Here is an 18,084-nt window from a genome sequence, read left to right on the forward strand (position 1 = left end):
CGCAGAGCGGGACCATCAACTGGGCCTTCAACTCCGCCGGCGAAGCCTTCAACTACCTGGCGACGGGCGAGCAGTTGGTGCTGACCTACACGGTTCGCGCCACTGACAGCAACACCCCGGCCGGCACGGCCGACCGGACGGTGGTGATCACCATCACCGGCACGCAGGATGCGCCGGTGGCGAGCGGCACCTACATCCACACTGTGACCGACACGGCGGCGCTGGATACGTTCAGCAACCTGACCGGCCAACTGGTGGCCACCGACCTCGATCTCACCGATACCCTGACCTGGAGCGGCAGCGCGGGCGGGACCTATGGTTCGCTGACGGTCAATCCCGACGGCAGCTACACCTACGTGGTCAACGCCGCGGCGGTCAACGCCTTGCCGACGGGAAGCAGTCCGAGCGAAAGCTTCACGGTGATGGTGACCGACAGTCAGGGCGCGACCGACACCCGCACCATCACGATCGACCTGGCGGGGGTCAATGATCCCGCCGTGATCGGTGGGGTGGGCGTTGGTGCCGTCACCGAAGATGCCAACACCCCGAACCTCACCACCACTGGTACGCTCTCAATCACCGACGTCGACGCTGGCCAGGCCCAGTTCCAGGGGGTCGTCACCTCGGCGGCGGGCACCTTGGGCAGCCTGACAATCGCTGCCGACGGCGCTTGGAGCTACAGCGTCGCCAACGGAGCGGTTCAGTACCTGGGTGCGGGTGAGACCAAGATCGAGACCTTCATGGTCGCTAGTCTGGATGGCACCCAGCACACCGTCACGGTGACGATCACCGGCGTCAATGACTCGGCGGCTATCGCCGGCAAAGACACGGGTGCGGTGACTGAAGACCTGAACGTGACCGCCGGCCGGCTGACTGACAGTGGCACGCTGACGGTCAGCGACGCGGATTCCGTCCCGGCCGGCCAGGCGCAGTTCCAGACCACGGTGACCCCGGCCGTGGGTACGCTGGGACGCCTGACGATCGATGCCGCGGGCAACTGGAACTACAGTGTTTCCAACGCGGACGTGCAGTACCTGGGCGCGGGCGAGACCAAGCCGGAGGTCTTTACGGTCAAGAGCGTGGACGGTACCGCGCATACCATTACCGTCACGATTACCGGCCAGGCCGATACATTGCTGGTCGATAACATCACCGTCAATGAAGCCTCACCCTATGCCGTCTTCCGTGTGAACGGTGTCGCCGGGCAGCAGTTGCAGCTCGCGCTGGTGGCGGCCACTGTGGCCGAGGCTGCCGCCGAAACCGCGACGCCGGCCATCCTGGGAGTGGATACCGGCACCCAACTGCAGGTCTTTGACGGGTTTGGCTGGCAGAATTACACCGCCGGTCAATCAGTCACCTATCCCGCTGGTAGTACGACCTTGCTGGTGCGCGTCGCCATCGTTAACGATGTCACATTTGAAGGGCCTGAACTCTTCTATCTGCAGGCCACCACGGGTACTGGCCAGGATACAGTACAGGCGCGGGGCAATGGCATCATTGGCGATGATGGTCGCGGTGCGATCTATAACGAAAGCGGGGCCGAGGTGCTCAACGTAGCTAAGGACGACGACCGCACGCTGCGGGTCAGCTCGTTCGAGGTCAATGAGGGATCGAGCTATGCGATCTTTGCGATCGAGACGGTCGACCCCACCGCGGCCTTGAGCTTTGCGCTCGTGGGCAGCGGTCGCGCCACGCTCGGAGTCGATGCCGGTACCGCGCTCGAATATTACGACGGCACTAACTGGCTCGCCTATACCCCCGGCCAACAGGTGGTGCCGGTGGCCGGGTCGACCTCGACCCTGGTGCGTAACACCATCATCAATGACACGCTCAGGGAGGGGGCGGAGACCTATCAGTTGCAGGTCACGCAAGAGTCGAAAGGGGCGACGCTTACCTCGCTGGGCAACGCCACGATCCGGGATGACGCCACCGGCGTGAAGTTTACCGGTGAGGTGGTGAACTGGGTGCCGGTGACCAATACGCTGAATCTGGATGACGACTTCGACCTTGATGGGGTCGCACCGAACGTTGAGGAGATCCTGGCCACCATGTCGGCCTCGACCGGCAATGGCGGCAAGCCGGGCGATCTCAACAGTGATGGCATCCCGGATGCCCTCCAGCACGCCTCGGCCACGCTGGCCTGGATCACGGTCGACAAGTTCAATCAGGCGAATGCGGGCACCCTGACGGAGGTCAAGCCGATCATCAATCTGTCGGTGGTTGATACCACTGGCATAGCGGACAAGACCAGTTACCAGCTACAGAATATCCAGGTCCTGAACCCGGCGGCCGGCGACACCGGGGGCAGCCGGCCCACTATCGGTACCATTCAAACGCCGCTGGCGGCGGGCGCCACCATCGCCACGCCCTGGGACCCGATCCAGTTCAGCATCGTGCCGCTCGCCGGTGGTGCGCCCGCGCTGACCGATCTTGATCCCACGCGGGCTGGTACCCAAGTCCATGTCACGATCGACATCTCCCGCGCTGGCGTGGCCGCGGGCGGGTTCAATGGCTATATGAAGTATATGACCCAGGCCGCGATCGACGCCGCCGGTGCGGCCGGGCGGGTCTTGTACGATCTGGACGGCAATGCCATCAACAAGGTGGGCTGGTACGACTTCCTGCAACGTCAGGACGCGGCCGGTAATTATGTCGGTGACGGGGCCAGGTTCATCGTGACGAATGGCATGATCACGGCCATCCAGCTCACCATCACCGACAACGCCTTTGGCGATAACAATGCCGCGGATAACCAGATCACGGACCCTGGCCTGCCGGTGTATATCGCCGCGCCGGCTGCGACTCCGGCTACGACCCCGGCTACGACGCCGGCTGCGACGCCGGCTTCGACCCCGGCTTCGACCCCGGCTTCGACCCCGGCTTCGACCCCGGCTTCCGCCGCGGTGTCGGCACCTGTCCCGCTTAGCGCGTCCGCGGGCTACCTCGAGCCGCCGCCGCGTACTGAGCCGCTGTTCGATATTGGGGTCCGCACGCCGATACAGCCGTTGCGGCTCGAGCCCGCGGAGTATGTCCACGAAGAGGTGGAAAGTACGCGCAACTATGGAGCGGACGAGGATGAGCGCGTGTTCGGTTCCGGCCTCTCGGCCGATCCCCACCTCTATGTCCTGCCCGCGGTTAAGGCGTCGCAGGCGCTGGCGATGCGGTTGTCCGGGTCCGTGCGGGATCACCTCGCCGACCGTGAAGAGTCCGAGCTACGACACAAGATGGCTGGCCGCGCGGGTGATGCCGGTCCGCGGCATGGTGGGGCGACCGCTGGCCAGGGTGGCGCGCATGAACAGTCCCCGATCGCCCCGGTGGTCGAAGTCCCCACGGGCGCGATACCGGAGGGCGGTCCAGTCGACCAATCCGACCAATCCGACCAATCCGACCAACCTGATCAGCCCAATCGGCCCAATCGGCCCGCTCAGCCCGATCAGGCCGATCAGGCCCATCAGCCCAGCCAGGATGCTGCGGGTCAGGTCGGGGCCAGAGGTGCAGAGACGGGGCGCGTCAATTTCAGCGATCAGTTGCTGATGGCCGCTCGGCATCGCAGCGTCAAGCAATTCGCCGAGTCCTTTGAGCGAACCCCTTCGCCTGCCGTTGGCGGATCCCGCAAGGTGGCCTGATGAACCCCTGAAATCGCGGGCGGCCACCGTGGCACAGGGACGTGCTCACAGGTTGGCTGAGTCATGGGAAATGGCAAGTGAAACTATTTGGCAAGCCCTCACTGCCTTGGCCGCGGCTGGTGCGGCTCGGGGCGCCCGAGAGAATCGGGCGATCGGAGTAAATTCCAACCTCAGCATCGCCTGAGGCGCCGCGGACGAAACGGTTTTGCGTCCACAAGCCGGATTTGTTCTAATGGTGCGTCGGTCGGCGTGGTCAGTATCCGGCTAGCCGCTCAGTTGGTCGGCTACCCTTGGAACCACGCGTCACAACAACCAAAAAAAGGGCTCGTGCCGGGACTCCTGTCGGCCTGCCTTCTGTCGGATGCACAATTGAGATACCGTCGATGCCGCAACGCAATTCGTATTTAGCGCGGGTTGGGATAAGCGTCTTGCCGCTGTTGGCCGCCATTTCGCTGATTGGTGGTTGCGCGATCACTCCCAAGCCCAGCACTCCCGGCGAGGTGCGTGCACGGGCTGGCGCGGACATAAGCAAGATGTACGCCAATCAGGAGCCGATTCTGGCCCCCATCAGCTTTGAGGAGGCGGTGGCGCGGGCGCTGAAATATAACCTGGATTACCGCCTCAAGCTCATGGAGTCCGCGCTGGCGAGCGGTCAGGCGGAGTTGGTGACCTATGATATGCTCCCCAGTCTGCTGGCCTCGGCAGGCTATCTTTCGCGCAATAACGACTACGTTACAAACAGCGTCAATATCTACACCGGGCAGACCACCGTCGCCAATTCCACCTCCCAGGAGCGGGATCGGCGGGTCGCCTCTGCCGCTTTTTCGTGGAATGTGCTCGATTTCGGCGTCGGCTATTTTCGTGCCCGCCAAAAGGGCAACGAATTCCTGATGGCGGAGGAGCGGCGTCAGCGCGTGATCCAGAATATCCTCCAGGACGTGCGCGGTTCCTACTGGCGCGCATTGGGCGCCCAGCGGCTGCAAGCCAAGACCCAGGCGCTGACCGAACAGGCGACCAAGGCGCTGGCGATGTACCGTAAGGCGGAGCAGGAAGGGGTGGTTCCGCGCAAGGAGACGCTCGACTTCCAGCGTGTGATGCTCGATACCGTCATGCTCCTGTCCCAGCGCCAGCAGGACCTGGAGATTGCCAAGCGTGAACTGGCGGCCTTGATGAGCGTTCCGCCGGGCTCACCCTTTACCCTGGTGGATACCACCGAGGTGGCCTTGCCGTCGGTGCCGGCCGATGCGCGTGGGTTAGAGGAAATGGCCCTGCTCACCCGTCCGGAGTTGCGCGAGGAGGATTACCGTGCGCGTGCAACGGTTGAGGAGGTGCGGGCCAGGCTGTTGGCTCTATTTCCTAATCTGAGCATCAGCACGAACCCGCAATACGATTCGAATCAGTTCAATCTCTATCCCAACTGGATCGATTCGGGCATTCGGCTGAGCCTCAATCTGCTGCGGCTGCCCGCCATCCCGGCTACCCTGCGCGTCAATGAGGCGCAGCAAAAGGTCGACGAGGCCCGCCGAATGGCGCTCTCGATGGCGATTCTGACTCAGGTCCGGGTGGCCGTCGAGCGCTACCGGCTCGCCCGGCAGGACTATGACTTGGCGCGGGAGTCCCAAGGATTGGATCAGCGACTGGCCGGCCACGCCAGTGCCAGTCTGGCAGCAGAGACCGGGGGCGAGTTGGAGCTCATTCGTGCCAAGACCCGGGAGCTCAACTCGGAATATGCGCGTTATACGGCCTTCGCTTCGGCGCAGACGGCCTATGGGCGCATCTATAATTCCGTGGGCCTAGGGGTCTTGCCGGCCCAGGTCCAGCCCGGTCTGTCCGTTGCGCAATTGGCGCAGGTCGTGTCGTCGCATGTCGCCGGAGTCGAGCGAACGACGCTGCCGGGTGCGGTTGCCCGCGGTCCCGTCCGCTGAGTTCCGGTGCGCGCGGTTTGGACGCCTTGCGTCTTCGCCGCGCTCAGTTCTGCACAGGGGCGAGTCCGGAGCGGGACGTCGGATGTCGTTAAACAATTTTACGGTTCTGCTTATCATGGCGGGTTGGCTAATGAATAGTTGGCGTAGCGGATCACCGCTGGTTATCTCTCTACTGATTCTACTGGCATTGCCGGTGCGTGCGGCGACGCCGCGGCCCGGGGGTGACGCTCCGGCCGAACCCTCTGCCAAGCCGCAAGACGCCAGCCAGGTGCGGGTGCTGCTCGCCCCTGGATTGGAGACCACCTTGGTCAGCCCGATGGCCGGCCAGGTCGCCGCCGTCAATGTGGGTCTTGGCGAGTCGTTCACCGCGGGTAAGACGCTGGTGCGGTTTGTTTGCGATGAACAGCAGGCGCGTCTGGAGATGGCGAGTGCGGAGCTCGCCTCGGCACGCGAGACCTACGAGGCCAAGCGGCGCATGAAGGAATTGCAGCAAGCGGGCCGGGTGGAGGTGGCGATTGCCGCCAGCACCGCGGAGAAGGCCCAGGCCCAGGTGAGGCTCCTGCGGGTGCAGCTGGATTACTGTGCAGTCAATGCGCCCTTCGACGGACGGGTCGTCAAGATTGGGATCAAGGCACATCAGGGTGTCAACCAGTCGCAACCCCTGCTGGAGATCGTGAGTGCCGGCCCACTGAAGCTGCGTATCAACGTGCCAGCCAAGTGGGTCAATTGGCTGCGCATTGGTAACTCCTTCGAGGTGGCGATCGAGGAGACCGGCAAGAGCTACCAGGCGACTGTCTCGGCGCTCAATGCACGCATCGATGCGGTAAGCCAGACGGTCGAAATCGAGGCCACCATCTTGGACAAGCCGCCGGAGCTGTTGCCCGGTATGAGCGGGACTGCGCACTTCAGTCCGCCGGCATGAAGTCGCCGCTGTCCCGTCGGTTGCTCTGCCTGTTTCTTATGCTGGTGCCCGGGTCGACCGACCAGGTGCTTCGTGAGTGACTGACCTAGCCTTGAATTGGTCAGTATTGGTGGGTTTGCAGCAGCGCGCCCTGGAGGCGGCGGACGCCAATGAACTGGCGTTTCTCATTGCCAACGAAACCTGGCATCTGGTCCCGTATCGGCAGGCGGTCGTTTTCTTTAACGACACCTTTGGACGGCCGCGCCTGAAGGTGGTCTCTGCACTCGTCAGCGCCATTGAGAGCACGCCTTTTACGCTGTGGGTGGGCCAGGTGTGCGGGGCACTTGGTGCACCGACCGCCGACCCTGCTGCGGCCCGAGTCCTGACGGCCCGCGACCTCCCGGCGCCATTGCGGGAGGGGTGGGCTGAATGGTGGCCGCCTTACGCCCTGTATCAGCCGCTTATGACCGCCGCCGGCCGACGCCTGGGCGTGGTCATCTATGCGCGGGACGAGTCGTGGGGGGAAGCAGACCTGAGCGTGCTGCAACTGCTTCACCAGCAGTATGCCCATTGTCTAGCCGCCTTCAAGCGGTCCCGCCCCACCTTGGCCGAACGGTGGCAGGCGCTGCGCGGGCGCTCTTGGTGGCTTGGGCTTTTGGGGTTGATCCTGGTCGGTGCGATGTTCATCCCGGTGCGGGTCTCAGTGCTTGCGCCGGCCGAGATTATTGCCCTGAAAGCGGAGGTCGTGGCGGCGCCCGCGGATGGCGTGGTCCAGCATTTTCATGCCTTACCCAATCAGGCCGTCACCCAAGGGCAGCTCCTGTTTTCTCTGGATGATACCACCCTGAGAAACCGGCTTGACATTGCCCGCGAGGCGCTGGAGGTGGCGCTCACGGACGCCCTGACGGCACAGCAGAAGGCCTTCGATAACGCGCAAAGCAAGGCAGAGCTGGCGTCGTTGCAGGGGTTGGTGCGGGAGAAACAGGCGGAGCTCGAATACGTTAATGAGCTGTTGAGTCGGGTCGATGTGGTGGCCGCCCATGATGGCGTCTTTATCTATGGCGATCCCAATGACTGGATCGGCAAGCCGGTGGTTACCGGTGAACGTATTGCCCAACTGGCCGAGCCAGGCGATTTGGGTGTATTGGTCTGGGTGCCGGTGGATGACGCGATCGCACTCCAGGCCGGTGCCGCTATGCGCGTCTATTTGCAGGTGTCGCCGCTGCAGCCCCTGACCGCCGAGCTGATCCAAACCAGCTATCAGGCGATCCTGTCGCCGCAGGGTGTGGCTTCGTACCGTATTCGTGGCCGACTGGAGTCGAAGACGCCGGTGCATATCGGCTTGCGGGGTGTCGCTAAGGTGTACGGCGACCCGCAACCGTTGATCTACTTAATCATGCGTCGGCCGCTGGGCGTGCTGCGGCAGCGGATCGGTCTGTGACGCCGGCCGCCGGAGCGCCCTCCCGGCTGCCGGAGCGGTTGCCGCCGTTGCGTGAGGACTTGAAGCTATTTCCGGCTGCCGCGAATACCGACGGATCTCCAGCCTGGGTGATCCAGGACCCGATCTCCAATGCCTTTTTTCGGTTGGGTTGGCTGGAGTTCGAGTTGTTGTCGCGCTGGTCATTGGGGGAGCCCCAGGTCATCCTGGATGTCACCGCCGCCGAGACGTTGCTGGCGCCAGCGCCGGAGGAGTTGGAGCATCTCTACGCCTTTCTGTTGCAAAGCCAGTTGCTGGACATTCACGATTTGCGTCATACGCGCGAACTGATTGCGCGGTTTCGCCAGGCGAAAGCGGGTCGTCTCAAATGGCTGCTGCATAACTATCTGTTTATTCGCATACCGATCCTTTACCCGGCACGGGCGCTGCGGGCTATGCTGCTCTGGCTGGGCTGGGTTTTTACGCGCACGACGGCCCTGGTCATCGTCGCCCTGAGCCTGCTGGGGCTATTGCTGACGGCGCGGCAATGGGATGTGTTTGTTGCGAGCTTCCTGGATACCCTGTCGCCGACCGGGCTCCTGGGCTATCTGGTGGCGCTGGCCGTCACCAAGAGTCTGCATGAATTGGGGCATGCCCTGACGGCGACCCGTTATGGGATACGCGTCGCGCACATGGGGGTGGCCCTGGTCGTGCTCTGGCCGATGCTTTACACGGATACCGCCGAGGCGTGGCGGCTGTCGAATCATCGCCAACGCCTGGGAATTGCGGCGGCCGGCATCATCACCGAGATGGCGATCGCCGGGCTGGCGACGCTGGCCTGGAATCTGGCGAATGACGGCGATGTCAGGCACGCGCTGTTTTTTCTTGCCACCACGTCATGGCTGCTGTCGCTGGGGCTGAATATGAGCCCCTTTATGCGCTTCGATGGCTATTTCATCCTGTCGGACATTTTTGATATCCCGAATCTGCACGAGCGCTCCTTCGCGGTGACACGCGTGGCACTGCGGAATCTGCTGTTTGGTTTCGACGACCCCGACCCTGAGCCGCTGTCGAAGGTCCGCCGCCGCGCGCTGATTGCCTTTGCGATCATCACTTTGCTCTATCGTCTGGTCGTGTTCGTTGGGATCGCGATCGCCGTCTATTTCTATTTTTTCAAGTTGCTGGGCATTTTTCTATTCGCGGTGGAGATTGTCTGGTTCGTTTTGCTGCCGATCTGGCGGGAGATCAAGGTGTGGCATCAGCGGCGCTCTGAGGTTCGCGCGAGCCGCAAGTGGGCATTGGCGGCGATCGTCGTCGCGCTCTTGCTGGTCGCGGCATGGCCCTGGAACTATCAGGTGCGGGGTCAGGGGTATGCCCATCCGACCCTGATGCACGCTTTTTACAGCCCGGTGCCGGCGCGGTTGCTGGAGCGCCCGCCAAGCGGAGGTGCGGTTGCGGCGCAGCAGCCTATTTTTGTCCTGGAGGCGCCGGAACAGGGGTATCGCGCCCGGGTGGCAGCGACCTCGGTCGAGACGCTGGATCGGCAATTACGCGGATTGCGCGGGCTGGATGATGGCGAAGAACAGCGCGCCCGTTTGGAAGGCCGGCGAGCCATGCACCGGGCCGAGATGCAGGCGCAGAAGGAGGAAACCGAGCGGTTGGTGTTGACCGCGCCCTTTGGTGGGATATTGACCGACCTCGATCCGGACTTGGCCCCCGGTGTCTGGGTGGGTACCCGCGATGAACTGGCCTTGCTGGTGGCCCCAGAGCATTGGCAGGCCGAGTTGTTTGTCGACCAAGATGAACTGCCGCGGCTCGCCATCGGCGCGACGGCGCGGTTTTATCCTGAAGGTCGCCGGCTGTTGCCGCTGACTGGGGCGGTGGTCGATATCGAGCGCACACGTACCGCCACCCTGCCGTTGGATCTGTTGTCCTCAGAGCACGGCGGCAGCATTGCGGTCCTCCCGGGCCAGCAGCGGCAACAGACGCCCCGCGACGCCCTGTACCGCGTGAGGATCGACCTCGCCGAGGCACCAACTGAACTGAAAGTATTGCGTGGCGAAGGCGTTATGCAGGGACGCCCCGAGAGCTGGCTGGGTAATCTGCTAAAACCCATGTTGATCGTCGTGATCCGCGAATTGAGTTTCTGAATCCGTGCGTCGCACGGGAGAAAAAAATGGGGTAAGATTCACCGGTTAACTTTTCCGGGCAATGTCACCGGCGCTGTCCTGTGCCCTCTCGAGATGCCAGGTCCCGACGGCCTCATTATCCAATGACCCCCGCAGCACATCATAAGGCAGAGTATGAGCTACCATTCCATCGTAATGGTCAAACAGGTGCCTGATACGGCGAATATCTCCGGTCAGGTGATGAAGCCGGACGGTACCGTCAATCGTAGTAAGCTTCCCACTATTTTCAATCCCGAAGACAAGGTGGCACTGGAATTGGCATTGCAGCTGCGCGATCGCTACGGCGGCACCGTACGGGTGCTGACCATGGGGCCATTGAAGGCGTCTGACCTGCTGCGCGATTGTCTCTATATGGGGGCCGATGAGGCCGTTCTCGTCAGCGACCGCAAATTCGCCGGTGCCGATACCCTGGCCACGTCCTATGTCTTAGCTGAGTCGCTGCGTAAGATGGCGCCCTACGATATCGTGTTTGCCGGACGCCAGGCGATCGATGGCGACACCGCCCAGGTGGGTCCCCAGACCGCCGAAAAGCTGGGCCTGCCGCAGATCACCTATGCGGAGGAGATCCTGGAGGCGCAGGGCACCAAGATCACCGTCAAACGCAAGGTGGATAACGGCTTCGAGATATTGGAGGGGACCTTGCCGTTGTTGATTACGGTGGTCAAGGATGCCGCCACGCCCCGGCCGTTCCGGGCCAAGCGGGTCATGGCCTACAAGAATGCCCATACGCTGCTCGAACTGGAAAAGATGACCGAGGGCAATTCGTTGCTGTATGTCGATCAACTCAAGGAGGAGTATGTCTCAAAGGGTCTGTTTATTCCCACCCTGACCGCCGATGATCTGGAGGTCGATCTGAGTCGTTGCGGGCTCGGCGGGTCACCGACCAAGGTCCATAAGATCGAGTCGGTCGTCTTGGGTGGGAGCGCGCATGAAACCATCCCCGCCACCAGGGATGGGATGTACGCGCTGATCGATAAACTGATGGAAGACCACATCTTCGGATAACCCCTATGAACGATAATCAGCAACAGGTTTGGGTGTTTATTGAGCAGCGTGACGGCCGGCCTGCCGATGTCAGCCTTGAACTGCTCTCCAAGGGCCGCAAGCTGGCGGAAAGCCTGAATGGGGAATTGAAGGCCGTACTCCTCGGCCATGACCTGCAGACCCTGGCCGCCGAGACCTTCCGCTATGGGGCCACCGAGGTCCTACTGGCGGATCATCCCGACCTGCAACACTACAACACACTGCCCTATAGCCGCATCTTAAGCGAACTGGTAGACCAGTATCAGCCGCGTATCCTGCTCTTTGGCGGTACCTTCATTGGTCGGGACCTGGCGCCCCGGGTGGCCTCCCATACCCGTAGCGGCCTGACCGCCGACTGCACGGATCTGCAGATCTCCGATGTCACCTATCTGCGCAAGGACTACGCGCAACTGCTCTTGCAGATCCGGCCGGCCTTCGGCGGCAACATCATCGCCACCATTATCTGCCCGGATTCCCCGGTGCAGATGGCCACGGTGCGCGAAGGGGTCATGGAGAAGGTCCCGCTGGTGCAGCCGGTCGCCGGGCGGATCACCCCGGTGCCCTATACCCCTGAGGCCGCCGACCAACTGGTGCGCATCATTGCCCGGCATCACGAGGAGAGCAAGGTCAATCTCAAGGCCGCCCCGATCATCGTGTCCGGCGGCTACGGTATGGGGAATTACCAGAATTTCCAGATCCTCTACGAGTTGGCCCGGCTCATCGGCGGCGAGGTGGCCGGTACCCGGGCGGCGGTGGATGCCGGTTATATCGATCATGCCCGCCAGGTGGGGCAGACGGGCGTCACCGTACGGCCCAAGCTCTATATCGCCTGCGGCATTTCCGGAGCCATCCAACACCGGGCCGGCATGCAGGATGCCAATAAGATCATTGCCATCAATTCCGACCCCGACGCGCCGATCTTCGGTGTCTGCCATTACGGCATCGTCGGCGAGGTGATGGACGTGATTCCGATGCTCATCGATGCCTACAAGCACAAATTAAAGTAGCCGAGCCATGGCCAACTATTTCACCGACAACACCGATCTGCTGTTTCATTTCGACCGCCTGCAACTCCAGGAGGTGGTCGACATCGCCGAGCACGGCTATACCGAGACGGCGGCGTTCAACTACGCGCCCACCGACTACCAGGACGCCTTGGATAATTATCGCAAGGTGCTGGAGATCGTCGGCGATATCACCGCCAACACCGTGGCCCCGCAGGCCGCGGCCATTGATGAGGAGGGGAGTCATTTCGCCGACGGTAAGGTCACCTACGCCAAGGGTATCCAGGAGGCATTGGAGCAACTGACCAAGGCCGAATTGATGGGCTTTACCCTGCCGCGGCGTTATGGGGGTCTCAACCTCCCCACTACCATCTATACCATGGCGATTGAGATGGTGGCGCGGGCCGAGGCCTCGCTGATGAACCTGTTCGGTCTGCAGGACATCGCCGAGACCATCAACAAGTATGGCGATGAGGCGCAACGTCAGGAATTCCTGCCGCAATTCGCCAGCGGCGAGGCGACCGGCGCCATGGTGCTGACCGAGCCGGACGCGGGCTCCGACCTACAGGCGGTGAACATGACGGCCTATCAGGATGAGTCGGGGCAGTGGCGGCTGAAGGGGGTTAAGCGCTTTATTACCAACGGGAATGCGCAAATCCTGTTGGTCCTGGCCCGCTCCGAACCGGGCACCAAGGACGGCCGGGGCCTGAGTCTGTTCGCCTGCTATGGCAAGGACAACGTCCAGATCCGGCGCATCGAGAACAAGCTCGGTATCCACGGTTCGCCGACCTGCGAGCTGCAATTCAACGATACCCCGGCGCAGCTCATCGGCAAGCGCAAGTTCGGGCTGATCAAGTATGTGATGGATATGATGAACGGCGCCCGCCTGGGCGTCGCCGCACAGGGCCTGGGTATCTCGCAGGCGGCCTATGAGGAGGCCCTGAGCTACGCCAAGGCGCGCGAGCAGTTCGGCAAGGCCATTTACCATATCCCGGTGGTCACCAACATGCTCATGGATATGCGCGTGACCATCGAGAGTGACCGCTCATTGCTCTACGCCGCCTGCCACTGGGTGGATCTGCGCAATAAGCTGGAGGAGAAGATCGAGTCGCTCAAGGCGGCGGGCAAGGACGCATCGGCGCAGACCGCCAAGCTCAAGGAGGCCATTCGGGTGGCCGCGCTGCTGACCCCGATGGCGAAGTATGTGCTGAGTGAGAACTCGAACCAGGTCAGCTATAACTCCTTGCAGATCCATGGCGGCACGGGTTACATGAAGGAGTTCAATGTCGAGCGCCTGACCCGCGATGCGCGAATCACCAATATCTACGAGGGGACCTCGCAGCTACAGGTCGTCGCTGCCGTCGGCGGGGTCATCAACGACATCTTCGCCGAACATTTCACCGCCCGGGAGCAAAAGGAAACCTCCGGGAGTCTGGCGAGCCTCGCGGATGAGCTGAAGGAGATGCGGGTGCTGTTCCTCGACTGCCTCAAGTATGTTGGGGACAAGACCGATAAGCAGTTCCAAAGCATCGCCGCCAAGGAGCTGGTGGAGATCTACAGCTATCTCTACACCGGCTGGCTGCTCATGGACGAGGCGGAGCAGGATAGCCGCAAGGTGTTCATCGCCCGCCGCTATATCCTCAGCGCCGCGGCCAAGGCGCGCCGCAATTGGGAAGTGATCAAGAAAGACCTGTTCGGCGACCTGCTGCATGCCGATGAGATCCTCATCTGACCCTCCTCTCGTGACACCGCTTCAGCGGTGTCACGCATGTGTTGGGCGCTGTGCGCCCCGGGGCTGCGACCGGGATGACGATCGAACCCGGTGTGCCCTGTTATTGGTTACCCTCAATCATAACGAGTCGTCATGTATATTGTGTTTCTTCTTGGTCTGATCGCACTCGCGTCGATCCTGGCTGGTGCGCGTGCGACTGGGGCGATTTTTGGCTTTATTACGGTCGCGGCGATCGGCGCCTTGTTGATTCATCACATGACCGACAAACTGCCAATCAGTCTATAGCGGCGGCTGATCGGTGCCGCGATCTCCGGAGTTATTATGCCTGCCTCCCAATTAGTCGTTCGGCTCAATGTGCTGGCCTTGGGCCTGATCTCGTTCGCCTTGGCGGCGGCCTTCGTCGATCAGTTGGTGTTCGGTGAACTGCCGTGCCCGCTATGTCTGCTGCAGCGCGCGGCGCTGGCGGCTGCCGGCCTGGGCTTTATGCTCAATATCCGGTTCGGCGTCAGGCCTCTGCACTATGGTCTGGTGATTATGGCGGACCTGGTCGGAGCGGCAGTCGCGATGCGGCAGGTCTTGCTGCATATCGCACCGGGCGATGCCGGCTTCGGTAGTGCACTCTTGGGGCTGCACTATTACACCTGGGCCTTCATCACCTTCGTCGGTATTCTCGTCGGGGTGGCCGTGCTGCTCAGTCTCCCCAACAGCACGGACAGTGCCGCCGCCCCGCAGCGGCACGGCTGGCTGGTCGGTACAGTGGTGTTGCTGTTCGCCTTGCTGATTGCCGCCAACCTGGTCTCGACTCTGTTGGAATGCGGTCTGTCCCAATGTCCGGATAACCCGGTGGGCTATGAATGGATCACCAAGATTTCAGAGTGGGCGAAGGGCGGCGGGAGTTGAAACAAAGGGGCGCCTTGCTTGCTGGGAAGCCGGCCCTCGCCCAGTCCTTCCGCACTGGAGGTCGAGGCTTTAGCCGGACCAGGGCTGGGGCGGAAGCGAGGTCGACCGGCTAAAGCCTCGACCTCCTGTCGCCTTGCGGCCGGCACCACGATCAAGGCCGGCGGCTCGTTTTTGTCAGGTCTGCGCTTTTAGTGAATCCAAATACAGTGTATCCGGGCAGATGTCTTGGTCATGCGGCCATGCCACAGTTCCGTCAATCACCTTGGCGCGCTTGAAATAATTGATGTCCTTGAGTTCCTTGAATACGCCGAATTCCAGTAGGTTAGCGCAGTCGTAAGTTCCTTGCTCTCCGTTGGTGAAAACAAGGAGTAATTTGTAGTCGCCGGATGCCGATACTTTTTTTACTCTGGGATTCATCTTGGTCTCTCGTTCCGAATCTTCGCTTCAATGCCGTTAAGTTAAATCGGTCTTGCTCCCACGCTCCCGCGTGGGAGCAAAAATGGGCGTTCCGCGTCGAGTACGGATCAGACGCAGAGCGCGCTACGGCATTCTTAAGCTGGAGCGTGGGAACGAAAAACGTTGGGGTTCGTTCCTCACCCGAACCTACGGATCTTCAATCTTTAGAAGAAATCACCGTAGCAAAGTTCATATTAGAAATGCTTTGCTCCAAGGTTCCCAACAGCTTCAATACGGAAGCAATATCCGCTCTCTCAAATTCCGGAAGATCATCCTGCTCGTGGCTCCCCTTGTTGAGAATGCTCCACGGGTACTTATCCTTGAGCGCCGAAAAAGAAATGTAAACCACAGAGTTCGGGTCTATACCTTTCAGTTCCCTGATCAGCGAGTCCACCACAGTGGATAAATCGGGTTGACCACCTGGCGTGCGTATTTTTACCGTGAGGCTAATGCTTTTCTCTTTTCCGAGTCTTTTCCATAGCGTCTCAGCTATGCTCTCGACAGCTTGGCGGCATTTTGATGCCGCGTCTTTCAGGGCGCTTCTGGAAAACGCTTCCTGCGCCTGCACGAGGTAATGTTTGCTGTCGCCTGTGGCGACCTTTACGCCGCGCTCATCAATCGCATCCCCTGGATAAAAGCGATACCGGACGACTTCTTTAGATGCTAAGGATGCTCCGAGTCTGTGTTCCAGTTTATTGATAAACTGCTCGCCGTGGCAGCTAATGATTTGCTGTTTATTATTGAAGTCTACATGGGTTAACAAGAGTTCGGCAATCCCGCTACGGTGATCGTCATCAATCGCGTTGACGATGTCATCAAAAATGATAAAGCCAATTTTTTCATGAACTATCTTTGCTAATAGGATTGAAAGACCCAGCACCTTAATGTGTCCCTCGCTTAGGACATGAAGTGCGTCGCGTGCTATCTGGCTTCCTATAAATCTTATAGTGACCTTATCCCCCGCAACCATAGGTAGAGAAAGAGACGCAAGTTGCTCAAAGCTGGGATCGTGCGAATTGATTTGATTGTAGTACTCTATCACCTTATCACGCAAGCCTGCAGATAGTTCTTGCGGCAGCCTGTCGCGATACTGCTTCAAACTAGAAGTAAGTGCGGTATAGGCAACACAGAAGCCGCGGTACACTTCAATGACCATTCTTTCGGCTTCGATTTCGGCAAGACGTTGGGCATTAGTTTCCGCAAATGCTTGGACTGATTTCTCAAGCTGGCTCCTTTCTGTGAAAAGGCCATCCTCTATGAGGGTTAACTCAACGCGGCGATTATTAAACTCTTGATACTTGAGGATTGTTTTATCAACAGCGGATTGTTTCGCTCTCTTTTTGGCCAAAATGGCGTTATAATTTTCAATAGTGAATTGAATGGCTTTGAGCGCAGTATTCTGATCCCACAAAAGCTCTAATTCTTGTCTGAGGAGTTGGGACCAGGTGGGAATCTCGGCAATCTCGGTATAGAAAATTTCGTGGAAGGATGGAAGCGTTTGTCCTTCGTAGCTCGCTTGCCGGGCACCTTTCCTGATGGTTTGCAATAATGCTTCGGCGCTTCTTACTGATTGGCTTATCAAACGTGCGTTGGTCGAAATGCGGTCTTGCAACTCCGTAAGGCTTTTTAATCTTGGTAGTTCGTTACGTGCATTGGCGAAAGGATCTAACGTCACCTGGGAAAGGGGCGTCTTGCAGGCGGGGCACAGGAATTGGTCCCCTTCGGCAGAATCAGCAATAGCGGTCAATGCCGAGTAGAGATCCTTGAAGTTGACCTCATGCGATCTGGTCTGGAACTCTGCGAGATCGCTTTCCATTAGGTCCAGATGGGATTGAATGTTGCCTATTTCTTCGGGCAATTGGCGAAGAGACTCAAGGCTGATGTCCGCTGGTACTTGCTCTGCCTTATCCTGCTGCAATTGATTGATCATGCCGGAAACTCCATCTGCACCAATCAAGAAGCGCCGAATGTCTTCGAGCGAATTAATTCCCGGCACCGCAAGCGCCGCAATCAGAGTCTGGAGTCCTGCGTCATTGCGTTCGAGGTCGCTACCGATCTGTTCCAGCCGCACGGTATTAGCGAAATGCGCCGCTTGTTCGGTTTCAAAAGCTTTTCCCTTGATTGGTTCAGGACAAAGGTACTGCTGAAAGTTGTCGGTAAAGCCATCCACAAATTCACTAAAAGCATCCAAGCCAAAGAGAGTGGCAATGCGGTCTTTCTGTACGCCGGCCGTGGCCGCTGTGATACGGGCAAATCCGTCGATCCGGTTTTTTTCCACGAAGCAGAAGCGATACAGAAGCTGATTCTGAAGAATAGATGTTTTTTGCTTGCTAACCTGGCCGTAGGCGACCGGGGGTGTCGCGGAATTCGTTTCTGTGTTGCGAATATAGTCTGGTAAGGCTACGCGCCTCGCTGCTGCTTCTTCAATATCGCCGAGCAGGGCATATTCTAGCCCCTCGCAAAAACTGGACTTCCCCGAACCATTAGGGCCATAAAGGAAGGTGTATTTCCTATCAAATACAAATGTTTCCTTGCTCCTAAAACCGCGAAAAGGGCCGATCTCCAGTTCCGTGATGCGGTCAGCCCGCGTCGAAGCTGTCGCTTGAAATTCATTCAAGTTCTGAAGCGTTGTGGAAAGAGTGGCATGTTGAGCCTGAATCAGTTCACTGATCTTTCTTGCCCGTCTCCCGCCTGCGGTGCCCAACGGTTCTAGCGTATCAAAGTAGGTGATGAAAATATTGAGCAGTTTTCTTTGTGCATCGGCGAGGACTTCGGCATCCAGACTGCGTATCCACCGGAAGAACTCTTGTCTGACTGTTTCGCTCATTTCATCCCTCGTTGCTAACGTGATCTTCTTTTTCGAAAGAAGGAGTAAAGGGTATGCGCTGGAGTATTTCTGCGCGGCAGATAC

Annotated in this window: 12 protein-coding genes; 10 read left to right on the forward strand and 2 right to left on the reverse strand. The window is 59.9% G+C overall.

Features of this window, described 5'->3' with window-relative positions; all coding sequences use genetic code 11:
• The 10 genes from QZY44_RS01160 to QZY44_RS01205 form a co-directional block, all read left to right on the forward strand.
• A partial coding sequence (locus QZY44_RS01160; protein WP_295441073.1) for a VCBS domain-containing protein occupies positions 1 to 3,626 on the forward strand: 3,626 nt, incomplete at its 5' end.
• 533 nt (positions 3,627 to 4,159) lie between these two features.
• A complete protein-coding gene (locus QZY44_RS01165) occupies positions 4,160 to 5,551 on the forward strand; it encodes a TolC family protein (RefSeq protein ID WP_295441075.1) in 1,392 nt (463 codons plus the stop codon).
• Positions 5,552 to 5,681: 130 nt separating this feature from the next.
• On the forward strand, positions 5,682 to 6,473 hold the full coding sequence (locus QZY44_RS01170) for an efflux RND transporter periplasmic adaptor subunit (protein WP_295441078.1): 792 nt from the start codon (positions 5,682 to 5,684) through the stop codon (positions 6,471 to 6,473).
• 76 nt (positions 6,474 to 6,549) lie between these two features.
• Positions 6,550 to 7,893, forward strand: coding sequence for a biotin/lipoyl-binding protein (locus tag QZY44_RS01175; protein ID WP_295441081.1), 1,344 nt, complete (start codon positions 6,550 to 6,552; stop codon positions 7,891 to 7,893).
• The gene (locus tag QZY44_RS01180) at positions 7,890 to 10,019 is read left to right on the forward strand and encodes an HlyD family efflux transporter periplasmic adaptor subunit (RefSeq protein WP_295441083.1); all 2,130 of its coding nucleotides are present in this window, start codon (positions 7,890 to 7,892) and stop codon (positions 10,017 to 10,019) included. Before QZY44_RS01175 ends, QZY44_RS01180 begins: the two co-directional genes overlap by 4 nt.
• A gap of 153 nt (positions 10,020 to 10,172) precedes the next feature.
• The gene (locus QZY44_RS01185; RefSeq protein WP_295441087.1) at positions 10,173 to 11,063 is read left to right on the forward strand and encodes an electron transfer flavoprotein subunit beta/FixA family protein; all 891 of its coding nucleotides are present in this window, start codon (positions 10,173 to 10,175) and stop codon (positions 11,061 to 11,063) included.
• 5 nt (positions 11,064 to 11,068) lie between these two features.
• Positions 11,069 to 12,088, forward strand: a complete 1,020-nt coding sequence (locus QZY44_RS01190; protein WP_295441090.1) for an electron transfer flavoprotein subunit alpha/FixB family protein — start codon at positions 11,069 to 11,071, stop codon at positions 12,086 to 12,088.
• Between the two features lie 7 nt (positions 12,089 to 12,095).
• On the forward strand, positions 12,096 to 13,817 hold the full coding sequence (locus QZY44_RS01195) for an acyl-CoA dehydrogenase family protein (RefSeq protein WP_295441092.1): 1,722 nt from the start codon (positions 12,096 to 12,098) through the stop codon (positions 13,815 to 13,817).
• A gap of 132 nt (positions 13,818 to 13,949) precedes the next feature.
• Positions 13,950 to 14,102, forward strand: coding sequence for a DUF5993 family protein (locus QZY44_RS01200; RefSeq protein ID WP_295441095.1), 153 nt, complete (start codon positions 13,950 to 13,952; stop codon positions 14,100 to 14,102).
• 36 nt (positions 14,103 to 14,138) lie between these two features.
• Positions 14,139 to 14,717 (forward strand): disulfide bond formation protein B, encoded by a 579-nt coding sequence (locus QZY44_RS01205; protein WP_295441096.1) that lies wholly within the window; start codon positions 14,139 to 14,141, stop codon positions 14,715 to 14,717.
• Positions 14,718 to 14,891: 174 nt separating this feature from the next.
• Here the strand turns inward: QZY44_RS01205 and QZY44_RS01210 are convergent, their stop codons facing one another.
• Both QZY44_RS01210 and QZY44_RS01215 read right to left on the reverse strand, forming a co-directional pair.
• A complete protein-coding gene (locus tag QZY44_RS01210; protein WP_295441099.1) occupies positions 14,892 to 15,134 on the reverse strand; it encodes a DUF2442 domain-containing protein in 243 nt (80 codons plus the stop codon).
• Between the two features lie 196 nt (positions 15,135 to 15,330).
• A complete protein-coding gene (locus QZY44_RS01215; protein ID WP_295441103.1) occupies positions 15,331 to 18,000 on the reverse strand; it encodes an AAA family ATPase in 2,670 nt (889 codons plus the stop codon).
• Between the last annotated feature and the right edge of the window lie 84 nt (positions 18,001 to 18,084).

Origin of the sequence: uncultured Thiodictyon sp. (assembly GCA_903837595.1) — a bacterium.
Lineage (GTDB): Bacteria > Pseudomonadota > Gammaproteobacteria > Chromatiales > Chromatiaceae > Thiodictyon.

Bases quoted from the DNA above. Each gene is read 5' to 3' on its own strand.
- QZY44_RS01195 (WP_295441092.1), top strand. From the start codon at position 12,096: ATGGCCAACTATTTCACCGACAACACCGATCTGCTGTTTCATTTCGAC.
- QZY44_RS01215 (WP_295441103.1), bottom strand. From the start codon at position 18,000: ATGAGCGAAACAGTCAGACAAGAGTTCTTCCGGTGGATACGCAGTCTG.
- QZY44_RS01210 (WP_295441099.1), bottom strand. From the start codon at position 15,134: ATGAATCCCAGAGTAAAAAAAGTATCGGCATCCGGCGACTACAAATTA.
- QZY44_RS01190 (WP_295441090.1), top strand. From the start codon at position 11,069: ATGAACGATAATCAGCAACAGGTTTGGGTGTTTATTGAGCAGCGTGAC.
- QZY44_RS01170 (WP_295441078.1), top strand. From the start codon at position 5,682: ATGAATAGTTGGCGTAGCGGATCACCGCTGGTTATCTCTCTACTGATT.
- QZY44_RS01165 (WP_295441075.1), top strand. From the start codon at position 4,160: ATGTACGCCAATCAGGAGCCGATTCTGGCCCCCATCAGCTTTGAGGAG.
- QZY44_RS01205 (WP_295441096.1), top strand. From the start codon at position 14,139: ATGCCTGCCTCCCAATTAGTCGTTCGGCTCAATGTGCTGGCCTTGGGC.
- QZY44_RS01200 (WP_295441095.1), top strand. From the start codon at position 13,950: ATGTATATTGTGTTTCTTCTTGGTCTGATCGCACTCGCGTCGATCCTG.
- QZY44_RS01185 (WP_295441087.1), top strand. From the start codon at position 10,173: ATGAGCTACCATTCCATCGTAATGGTCAAACAGGTGCCTGATACGGCG.